This window comes from Rhodopseudomonas rhenobacensis (genome assembly GCF_014203125.1).
In the GTDB taxonomy this organism is placed as follows: Bacteria; Pseudomonadota; Alphaproteobacteria; order Rhizobiales; family Xanthobacteraceae; genus Rhodopseudomonas_A; species Rhodopseudomonas_A rhenobacensis.
The window spans coordinates 74,893-81,803 of record NZ_JACHIH010000024.1 but is presented as its reverse complement, the minus strand read 5'-3'; the positions used below and the strand labels follow the sequence as shown (position 1 = coordinate 81,803).

Annotated in this window: 8 protein-coding genes, 1 tRNA gene and 1 pseudogene; 4 read left to right on the top strand and 6 right to left on the bottom strand. The window is 65.8% G+C overall.

Translation table 11 applies throughout. The features are described 5' to 3' along the window. The 3 genes and pseudogenes from HNR60_RS17345 to HNR60_RS17335 form a co-directional block, all read left to right on the top strand. Positions 1 to 100, top strand: a pseudogene (locus tag HNR60_RS17345) (IS481 family transposase); the annotation flags it as partial. Between the two features lie 343 nt (positions 101 to 443). Further along, positions 444 to 686 carry a type II toxin-antitoxin system Phd/YefM family antitoxin gene (locus tag HNR60_RS17340; RefSeq protein ID WP_184259735.1) on the top strand — a complete coding sequence of 81 codons (243 nt, stop codon included), beginning with the start codon at positions 444 to 446 and terminating at the stop codon, positions 684 to 686. Positions 687 to 691: 5 nt separating this feature from the next. After that, positions 692 to 1,132 carry a type II toxin-antitoxin system VapC family toxin gene (locus HNR60_RS17335; protein WP_184259731.1) on the top strand — a complete coding sequence of 147 codons (441 nt, stop codon included), beginning with the start codon at positions 692 to 694 and terminating at the stop codon, positions 1,130 to 1,132. A gap of 288 nt (positions 1,133 to 1,420) precedes the next feature. On the opposite strand, the gene HNR60_RS17330 is transcribed toward HNR60_RS17335, so the two are convergent. Together HNR60_RS17330 and HNR60_RS17325 are read right to left on the bottom strand one after the other, a co-directional pair. Next, positions 1,421 to 1,505, bottom strand: a tRNA-Leu gene (locus tag HNR60_RS17330). 87 nt (positions 1,506 to 1,592) lie between these two features. Then, complete coding sequence (locus HNR60_RS17325; RefSeq protein WP_011473777.1) at positions 1,593 to 1,835, bottom strand: FliM/FliN family flagellar motor switch protein; 243 nt, start codon at positions 1,833 to 1,835, stop codon at positions 1,593 to 1,595. A gap of 61 nt (positions 1,836 to 1,896) precedes the next feature. On the opposite strand from HNR60_RS17325, the gene lipB reads away from it, so the two are divergent. Continuing rightward, a complete protein-coding gene (gene lipB, locus HNR60_RS17320; RefSeq protein WP_184259728.1) occupies positions 1,897 to 2,601 on the top strand; it encodes a lipoyl(octanoyl) transferase LipB in 705 nt (234 codons plus the stop codon). Positions 2,602 to 2,618: 17 nt separating this feature from the next. Here the strand turns inward: lipB and HNR60_RS17315 are convergent, their stop codons facing one another. From HNR60_RS17315 to HNR60_RS17300, 4 genes are all read right to left on the bottom strand, one after another. Continuing rightward, positions 2,619 to 2,918 carry an acylphosphatase gene (locus HNR60_RS17315; RefSeq protein ID WP_184259725.1) on the bottom strand — a complete coding sequence of 100 codons (300 nt, stop codon included), beginning with the start codon at positions 2,916 to 2,918 and terminating at the stop codon, positions 2,619 to 2,621. Continuing rightward, complete coding sequence (locus tag HNR60_RS17310; RefSeq protein ID WP_184259722.1) at positions 2,919 to 3,785, bottom strand: isocitrate lyase/PEP mutase family protein; 867 nt, start codon at positions 3,783 to 3,785, stop codon at positions 2,919 to 2,921. It lies immediately after the preceding gene. 7 nt (positions 3,786 to 3,792) lie between these two features. After that, complete coding sequence (locus HNR60_RS17305; protein WP_184259719.1) at positions 3,793 to 5,808, bottom strand: acetyl-CoA carboxylase biotin carboxylase subunit; 2,016 nt, start codon at positions 5,806 to 5,808, stop codon at positions 3,793 to 3,795. 514 nt (positions 5,809 to 6,322) lie between these two features. Then, on the bottom strand, positions 6,323 to 6,898 hold the full coding sequence (locus HNR60_RS17300; protein ID WP_184259715.1) for a hypothetical protein: 576 nt from the start codon (positions 6,896 to 6,898) through the stop codon (positions 6,323 to 6,325). Between the last annotated feature and the right edge of the window lie 13 nt (positions 6,899 to 6,911).

Below are 6,911 nucleotides of genomic sequence, written 5' to 3'. Positions count from 1 at the left end.
CAGATACAACTGGCATCGCCCCCACGGCGGCATAAAATCACAAACACCCATCAGCCGACTCGGTCTATTCGGGGACAACCTGTTGAGGCTCCACAGCTAGGGACGATCAAACCAGACGTCTTTCGGCAGCACGAAGCGGCGCCCAGGATCGCCGGGTGACCGATGCAATCGAAGCGTCCGTCAAAGCCCCGCGCGAAACGGCTATCGCATCAATGATTTATTGCTGTGTTGCGCTCGGAGGGCGGTCGCATTCGTTACGATTTCAATGGCCTATTGGAGTGCAGCGAACGGTAAGCTCCCAGTCAAACCCAAACGGTGCTTTTCAGTTTGGATCCTCTTAGAGGTAGGCGCCTCCGTGTGCACCAAACGAGGTGACTCCAGTTTGATTTTCGCAACAAGACCGCTATATGACTACTGTAGTCATATACAGTTGGGTTGTCACGATGCGGGAAATTCAGCTCCGGGATGCGAAGTCTGGCCTATCGGCACTGGTCGATGATGCCGTGGGCGGCGAGCCTGCCATCATCACCCGACACGGCAAACGCGAGGCCGTGCTTCTGAGCTATCAGGAATGGGAGCGGCTTTCGCAGGTCCCCTCGTTCGGCCGCCTGCTGATGGCTGCGCCACTCTCGCCGGACGATCTGCCACCACGCGATACGACGCCGCTGCGTCAAACCGAGTTTTAATCGCCTTGTATCTGGTGGACACCAACGTGATCCCGGCCGGAGCGCCGGCGAGAGCCGCGCCACCCGCACTGATGGCGTGGATGGATCACCATTCGCAGCAGCTTTATATTTCAGCGGTCACGGTCGCGGAAATCGGGGACGGCATCGCCAAGGCGCGGCGCGAGGGCGCGACCCGTAAGGCGTCCGACCTCGACGCCTGGCTTGACACCCTGCTGCATCTCTATGGCGAGCGCGTTCTAACCTTTGACGCCGCAACGGCTCGCGTGGCGGGAATGTTGTCCGATCGCGCGCGCGGAAAAGGGCAAGCGCCCGGCTTCGCCGACATCATCATCGCCGCGACGGCGCTGCAGCACGGATTGACGGTCCTATCGCGCAATCTGAAGCATTTCGAGCCGCTTGGCGTGCCCACCCTCGATCCCTTCGCAACTCTGCCTACGCCGCGATAGACGCGCCCGTTGGCGAACGAGCACTGTGGCGAGGAGATCGCTGATGCCCGCCTCGCGGCGGGGCATTCGTCAAACAGATACGAGTCCGCCGATTTCTACGATGGGCTAAGCCACTGCTCTCTCGTGAGGAGATGGTCGTTTCCGCGGGGGATTACTTCAAATAAAAATGCAACGACCAGAGATCGAAACAGGAAGATGCCATGGGAAGAATATAGGTCGCGACGGGCAACAATGTGGGAGCGTTGGAAACGCGAAAAACGTCCTTCGCATCAATGATTTATTGCTGTGTGGTGCGCTCGGAGGGACTCGAACCCCCACGATTTTACTCACTGCCACCTCAAGGCAGCGCGTCTACCAATTCCGCCACGAGCGCTTTATTTCGGTCCAGGGCTTTCGCCCAACCGGAGCAACGGCGCCCATGTAACAAATCAAAGATGATGCGACAAGGCCCCGCGGTGACTTACCTTCGATCCGGGGATCGCGGCAACATTCGCTTGACTTCGACCGCAATGCGGTTGCGATCCACCAGGACCATGCCGCTGGCGATCGGCATGTTGTTGGCGAGGATCTTGACCTCGTCGGCCTCGGTGGCGTCCAGCTCGATGATGGCGCCGCGGCTGAGCCGCAGCACCTGATGAATCGGCATGGACGTGGTTCCGAGGACCACCATCAGATCGACGGAAACTTTATCGAGTGTCGGCACTGCGGATGAAACTCACACCATGCGAGATTGCCGGCCGACATCACCACGTTATGGTGAAGCAATGATTAACGATCGCGAAACCCTTGATCTGCAGCCGCTTGCGCTGCCGCCGGGGGCGCCTGCCGTCGACTGGCAAGTGTCCGATGCGCTGGTCCCCTATCCCGACGCCGTGGCCGCGATGGAAGCCCGCGCCGCCGCCATCGCCGAAGGCGAGGCGCCGGAGCTGGTGTGGCTGTTGGAGCATCCGCCGCTCTACACCTCGGGCACCAGCGGCAAGCCCGGCGACCTGCTCGATCCGCGCTTCCCGATCTTCGCCAGCGGCCGCGGCGGCCAGATCACCTATCACGGCCCCGGCCAGCGCGTGGCTTATGTGATGCTCGACCTGAAACGACGGCGGCCGGACGTCCGCGCCTATGTGGCCGCGCTGGAGCAATGGATCATCGGCACGTTGGCCCATTTCAACGTCCGCGGCGAACGCCGCGAGGACCGAGTCGGGGTCTGGGTGGCGCGGCCTGACAAGGGCGCAGGCTTCGAGGACAAGATCGCGGCGATCGGGGTGCGGCTGCGGCGCTGGGTGTCGTTTCACGGCATCGCCATCAATGTCGAGCCGGAGCTCGCGCATTTTTCGTCCATCGTGCCGTGCGGCGTCACCGATCCGCGCTACGGCGTCACCAGCCTGGTCGATCTCGGACTGCCGGTGACGATGGAAGACGTCGACGTGGCGCTACGTCAGGCGTTCGAAGACACGTTCGGGCCGGTCGCCTGAGAACGCGACCGGCAGACTTACAGCGTCGGCAGCACCGAGAAGCGCTCGCCCGGCCGGCGCAGATTGAGCGCGTCGGCGTCGGCCGGCTGCTCGTCGAGCCTCGTGACATGCGCCGATGACGGCCCGCGGCGGCAGCGCGCGATCATCTCCGCCACCGCGTCAGCGGGACCGGCGAACAGCGCCTCGACGCTGCCGTCGCGGCGGTTGCGCACCCAGCCTTCGAGATCGCGGCCGGCGGCCTCCCATTCGACGAAGGCGCGGTAGCCGACGCCCTGCACGCGGCCCTGCACCGACACCTGCCGGATCACCGCGCTCATTTATTTCTTCAGCCCAAGAAAATTCGTGCCGCGCTGCTGCACCAGCGCCGCGCGGGTCACCCACTCCATCAGCTCGGACGAGGCCAGGCCCTGCAACTGTTTCGGCGGCGTGCCCTCGGCCACCGCCTTCAGCGTATCGAACACCGCCTGGGTGGCCGCGGCGATCGGCGCGTGGCCCTGCACCGCGATTCGCACCCGCTGCGCGGAGAGATAGTCCCAGTCGCTGATCTCGTCCGAGGGGCCGCCGAGCACGAGCGGCAGCGTCGTCGCGGCGGCGATCGCCTCGAGCTGCGTCTTGGTCTTGACGCCGGTGAAGAACAGCGCGTCGACGCCGGCCGCCTCATAGGCCCGCCCGCGCGCGATCGCATCCTCAAGCGAGGTGATCGACACAGCGCCGGTGCGGCCGACGATCACCAGCGTCGGATCGCTGCGGGCGTCGAGCGCCGCCTTGATCTTGCCGAGCCCCTCGTCGATCGCGACGAGCTGCGGCTTGGCTTCGCCGAACGGCTGCGGCAGCAGCGTGTCCTCGATAGTGAGGCCGGCGGCGCCGGCGCCTTCCAGCTCCTGCACGGTGCGGCGCACGTTGAGCGCGTTGCCGTAGCCGTGGTCGGCATCGACCACGACCGGCAGCGCCGCGGCGCGCGCCATCCGCCGCATCTGTTCGGCCAGTTCGGACAGCGTGATCAGCGCGATGTCGGGATCGCCGAGAATCGCCAATGAGGCCACCGAGCCGCCGAACATTCCGACCTCGAAGCCGAGATCTTCGGCGATCCGCATCGAGATCGCGTCGTAGACCGACGCAGGCCGCGCGCAACGCGATCCGGAGAGGATCGCGCGCAAGGCTTCGCGGCGGCTGCGCCAGGTCATCGCGACGTTACGCGAATTCGAGGATGACGGCGTCGACCGCCAACGTCGCCCCCGGTGCGGCGTGGATCTTCTTCACCACGCCGTCGCGCTCGGCGCGCAGCACGTTCTGCATCTTCATCGCCTCGACCACCGCGAGCGTCTCGCCGGCCTTGATCTCCTGGCCTTCGGCGACCGCGATCGACACCACGAGGCCCGGCATCGGGCACAGCACCTTCTTGCCGGTGTCGGCCTTGTTGCCGACCAGCATCCAGCGCGCCGCCGAGGCCTCGCGCTCGGTGAAGACGTTGACGTCGACTTCGTAGCCGTGATGCGCCAGCCGCACGCCATTCGGAATCGGCCGCACCTGCACCGCGACGGGTCGTCCGTCGATGGTGCCGTGCCACACCGGATCGCCGGGGATCCACGGCGACAGCAGCAGATGCGGCTGGCCCATGGTGCCGTCGGCGCCGACGAACCGCACCACGAAGCCCTCGCCTTCGCGGTTGATGTCGAGCGGCACTTCGCTGCGCTCCAGCCACACCGAGCGGCGGCGTTCGCGGATCACCGCGCGGCCGATCATCTGCCCGGAGATCTTGCGCTTGCGCTCGCCGATCACGCGGTCGATTGCGGCACCGACCGCGGCGATGCGACGGGCGATCTCGCCCTCCGGCACCCGCGCGGTGAAGCCCTTGGGGAATTCCTCGGCGATGAAGCCGGTGGACAGGTTGCCCTCGCGCCAGCGCGGATGTGTCATCAGCGCCGACAGGAACGGAATGTTGTGGCGGATGCCGTCGATGTAGAACGCGTCGAGCGCGTGCGCCTGGGCCTCGATCGCAGCGGCGCGCGACGGCGCGTGGGTGACGAGCTTGGCGATCATCGGATCGTAATAGATCGCGATCTCGCCGCCCTCCTGCACGCCGGTGTCGTTGCGCACGGTGATGCCGTTGTGCGAGCTCTCTTTCGGCGGGCGATACTTCACCAACCGGCCGATCGACGGCAGGAAGTTGCGGAACGGATCCTCGGCATAGACCCGGGATTCCACCGCCCAGCCGGTCAGCGTCACGTCCTTCTGCGCCAGCTGCAGCTTTTCGCCGGCCGCGACCCGGATCATCTGTTCGACGAGATCGATCCCGGTGACCAATTCGGTGACCGGATGTTCGACCTGCAGGCGGGTGTTCATCTCCAGGAAGTAGAAGCTCTTGTCCTGGCCGGCGACGAATTCCACGGTGCCGGCGGAATCGTAATTCACCGCCTTGGCGAGCGCCACGGCCTGTTCGCCCATCTTGCGCCGGGTGGTTTCGTCGAGCAGCGGCGACGGCGCCTCTTCGATCACCTTCTGATTGCGGCGCTGGATCGAGCATTCGCGCTCGCCGAGATAGATGACGTTGCCGTGCTTGTCGCCGAGCACCTGGATTTCAATGTGGCGCGGATCGACGATGAACTTCTCGATGAACACCCGGTCGTCGCCGAACGAGGACTTCGCCTCGGCCTTGGCGAGCCCAAAGCCTTCGGCGACTTCCGAGGTCGAATGCGCGATCCGCATGCCCTTGCCGCCGCCGCCGGCGGACGCCTTGATCATCACCGGATAGCCGATCTGGTCGGCGATCTTCACCGCGTGCTTTTCATCCTCGATGACGCCGAGGAAGCCCGGCACGGTGGAGACGTTGGCCGCCGCGGCCGCCTTCTTGGATTCGATCTTGTCGCCCATCGCGGCGATCGCGCCCGGATTGGGACCGATGAAGACGATGCCGGCCTCGGCCAGCGCCACTGCGAACGCCTCGCGCTCGGACAGGAAGCCGTAGCCGGGATGCACCGCTTCGGCGCCGGTCTTGCGGCAGGCCTCGATGATCTTCTCCATCACCAGATAGCTCTCGGAGGCAGCCGGCGGCCCGATCAGGACGGCCTCATCGGCCATCTCGACGTGAAGCGCATCGCGGTCCGCCTCCGAATACACGGCGACGGTCTCGATACCCATGCGGCGGGCGGTTTTGATGACCCGACAGGCGATTTCGCCGCGGTTGGCGATCAGAATGCGTTTGAACATGTGCTTGTTTGCTTGCGACCTTGGGAGGTGGACGGCGCTGCCCGGCGGGAAGGCCTATCTTGGCGTGCGGGACACGTTGTAACAATTCTGACGCTCGAAAAAACTAAATATTGCCGCGCACCGGCATTCCAGGCCCCTACTTTTGGGGAGAGTTGCATGCGCCCTGCCGGCGTCGTGATGCTGTCCGCCGCGCTGATTGGCGCTTCGGCCGTCACCGCCCGTCGCGCAGACCGCGCCGCCCCGCAACCTGATCCTGGTGATGCCCGACGGCCTGCGGGCGTTGACCGTGAAGCCGGACACCGCGCCGACGATGGCGCAGATTCGCGACAACCGCCGCTGCCCTGCCTCGCGACCTCAGCGGGCAGCGCACGGCGCTGCGATTCCAGCGGGTCGGCGGGCAGCGCTGTTTCGACGCCGCCGGGCTCCCGGCCGCGCGCTGGGGCTCGAGCCGGACAAACAACAACGGCGGGCCATTCGATTGGCCCGCCGCCTTCGATCCGATGATTGATCGCGATTAGGCGCCGAGGTCGAACACGCCGGGCCATTGCAGCAACGGCAGCGTCGCGGCGCCGATCACGGTGGCGACCAGCCGCGTCAGGGTCTGATTGCTGCGGCGGGTGCCGCGCATCTGCCGCGCGATCCACTCCAGCACTTCGGTGTTGACGCCGACCGCCTGGGTCGGCGCCCAGCTCTCGATCGCGGTGTCCGGCGCCAAGGCCACGGTGCGCGACGGCACCGGCAGCCCGGAGGCGGACGCGGCGTGATGCACCACCGCCTTGGCGAACAGGTCGTCGAACTGGCCGTCGTCGCTGCGCTCGGCGGCGGCGTTGTTGATCTCGAACAGCGCCTCGGCTTCGGCGCGGCTCACCGGCTGGTTCTCGACCGCGGCGGCGGTCAGGATCCGCGCGCAGAGCGCCGCGTCATCGGCGTCCAGCGCGCGGGAAAAGTGGATACGACCCATGGTCGTCGGGCCCTCACCGGTGATCACTCCGTCGCGCACAACGGCGAGCGCTTGCGCCGCAGTGTAGCGGTCGGCAATCCGGGAGGGTTCAATGGCGCCGATCAATTCGGCAGTGGGGGTGGCAGTCATTGGTTACTCTTCT

Bases quoted from the DNA above. Each gene is read 5' to 3' on its own strand.
- HNR60_RS17305 (WP_184259719.1), bottom strand. From the start codon at position 5,808: ATGTTCAAACGCATTCTGATCGCCAACCGCGGCGAAATCGCCTGTCGG.
- HNR60_RS17315 (WP_184259725.1), bottom strand. From the start codon at position 2,918: ATGAGCGCGGTGATCCGGCAGGTGTCGGTGCAGGGCCGCGTGCAGGGC.
- HNR60_RS17340 (WP_184259735.1), top strand. From the start codon at position 444: ATGCGGGAAATTCAGCTCCGGGATGCGAAGTCTGGCCTATCGGCACTG.
- HNR60_RS17310 (WP_184259722.1), bottom strand. From the start codon at position 3,785: ATGACCTGGCGCAGCCGCCGCGAAGCCTTGCGCGCGATCCTCTCCGGA.
- HNR60_RS17300 (WP_184259715.1), bottom strand. From the start codon at position 6,898: ATGACTGCCACCCCCACTGCCGAATTGATCGGCGCCATTGAACCCTCC.
- lipB (WP_184259728.1), top strand. From the start codon at position 1,897: ATGATTAACGATCGCGAAACCCTTGATCTGCAGCCGCTTGCGCTGCCG.